General features: G+C 61.9%; 1 protein-coding gene. It reads right to left on the bottom strand.

The genetic code is table 11. The features are described 5' to 3' along the window. Positions 1-143 precede the first annotated feature (143 nt). Positions 144-1,574 (bottom strand): ISNCY family transposase, encoded by a 1,431-nt coding sequence (locus PQR53_RS38795; protein ID WP_408465872.1) that lies wholly within the window; start codon positions 1,572-1,574, stop codon positions 144-146. Between the last annotated feature and the right edge of the window lie 107 nt (positions 1,575-1,681).

Here is a 1,681-nt window from a genome sequence, read left to right as displayed (position 1 = left end):
TGTCGAGGCCAGGTTCAAATGTCGTAGCGGCAGCTATTTAGAAATGTCGGGGTTTGAGGTTGATTTTGACTCTGTCTTTAACGGTTTGAATCTCACACAGCCTTGAAGGACAGCGTGTGAACGGGCAGGGCGTGTCAGTCCGTTCAGCCAGATCCTGCCGACCGACGGCCAGGTTTGCGCGGCTGCTTCAGTTGATTGCGTTGCGCCAGCTGCACGATCACTTCATCGACGTCGGCCTTTGCGAACTCGCGCTGCTTCTTCGTGCCCTGCGCTCGTTCCGTTGCCCGAACCGGTTGTCCCTGATTCGTGCGCGCAGGGGAGCCCGAGATGCGCCGGTTGTCACGTTGCGCCTGGATCGCCTGCGCGACCTGCAGTACGTGACTCAGGCGCTTGTGTTCAACGACCGCGCCCTGATCGATCTCGGCCAGCCGGTCGTACTGCCTGTACGGCAGCACACGGCCATCGGCGCGGATCTCGATGCGTCCGTCCGGATACTCCCACACGTCGATGTAGCGGTGGATCAGCTTGCGGTTCTCCGCCGTGTCATCCAGCAGGTACATCACGCGGTCGTACTGCACCGTCAGCGACTTCGTCACGCGCCGCGTCTCGCGCCAGGTCATCAGCAGGTCGAGATGCTCGTCAGCCCGCAGCGGCCGGTGTGCATCGAACTCACTCTTCGGTGGCCTGGCAAACCGCGCGTTGTAGGCCGCCATGAAGGAGGGCGCATACGCATTGGCATCAGCCACCGTGCTGATGCCGCGCAACCGCATCTCCTTCACCATGCGGTCCTGCAGCGTGAGGTGGGCGCGTTCGACGCGGCCCTTCGCGGAACTGCTGTTCGCGCAGAACGTGTCGATGTTCAGTTCGTACATCGCCCGGCCGAAATGCGTCACGCTGCTTCCCGTTTCATGGGCTTTGCCACTGCGAAACACGCTCGCCTTGTCGCTATAGAACGCACCGGGCTTGCCGTGGCATTCGATGTACGCACGCGTCGCCTCGAAATAGCTGAAGGTTGATTCGCTCGCCGTGAAGTGCAGATGCATCAGCCGGCTGGTCGCATCGTCAACGTACACCAGCAGTGTGCAGGCCGGCGCCCGTTCCTCGAACCACCGGTGATCGCTGCCATCGATCTGCACCAGCTCGCCCAGACACGCACGACGGGCCCGCGGCTGATAGACCTTCGGCGGGCGCTGCCGGCGCGGAATCCACAGCCCGGCATCGGTCATCAGGTGCCGCACGGTTTCCTTGGCCATCCGGATGCCATGGCACTCCCAAAGCTTCTCGCAGGCCAGCGTCGGCCCGAAATCGGCGTAGCGCTCACGAATGATCGCCAGCGCCCGCTGAGCCAGTCCTTCGTCCAGCTTCCGGTTACCGGAACGGCCACGTCTGCGCGAGGCCAGTCCCGCCGCACCGGATTCCTGATAGCGGATCACCAGGCGCTCAACCTGACGCACGGTCAAGCCCAGACGTTCGGCCGCGCGACCAGGCTTGAGGCCCCTGTCGACAATGGCCTGGATGACCTTCAAACGGTCGAGTTCGCGCATGTTCAATGTCACCAGGGTGGCTGGACACATGGCCGACTCCGAAATCTCGCAACGGACCGACCAGCATGCCAGCGTTCAAAAACACGACATTTCTATCTAGCTAGAACACGACATTTACATAAAGCTGCTACATGCAA

The sequence above is a fragment of the Paraburkholderia fungorum genome, from assembly GCF_046027605.1.
Taxonomy (GTDB): domain Bacteria; phylum Pseudomonadota; class Gammaproteobacteria; order Burkholderiales; family Burkholderiaceae; genus Paraburkholderia; species Paraburkholderia fungorum_F.
The sequence above is the reverse complement of the archived record's forward strand: the minus strand, read 5'-3'. Positions and strand labels throughout refer to the sequence as shown.

What these genes read in the sequence shown, in the direction of transcription:
- PQR53_RS38795 (WP_408465872.1), bottom strand. Translation starts at nt 1,574, where the DNA reads ATGTGTCCAGCCACCCTGGTGACATTGAACATGCGCGAACTCGACCGT.